Here is a 318-nt window from a genome sequence, read left to right on the forward strand (position 1 = left end):
GTCTTGAATCAAGATAGGTAATTTCAGCCCCAGGTATTCGTAAAGCTTGGTTGGTGTTGAGTTCATTGTGCTGTAATTATGAGGGTAATGGATAATGCCGAAATCAGCATTTACTATTGCTTTTAAAATATCTTGATGAGGAACTAAATTATCACCTCCTGCCAGCGAAATAAAATGATATTTTTCGACCTCTTGTTTTATGGTTTTCAATGTGCTGGGTATAGAACAAAAGCCAATGATTTTTAATGTAATTTGTGAGTCAATTTCATGTAATTTTTTAGCCAATGCTATGGCCTGGAATACCCCGGTGCTTTCAGC

1 pseudogene is annotated in these 318 nt (G+C 36.2%); it reads right to left on the reverse strand.

The window, feature by feature from the left end:
- Positions 1-210: pseudogene (locus tag E1176_RS00080) on the reverse strand (glycosyltransferase); the annotation flags it as partial.
- Between the last annotated feature and the right edge of the window lie 108 nt (positions 211-318).

The organism is Fulvivirga aurantia, assembly GCF_009711475.1.
GTDB classification, from domain to species: Bacteria; Bacteroidota; Bacteroidia; order Cytophagales; family Cyclobacteriaceae; genus Fulvivirga; species Fulvivirga aurantia.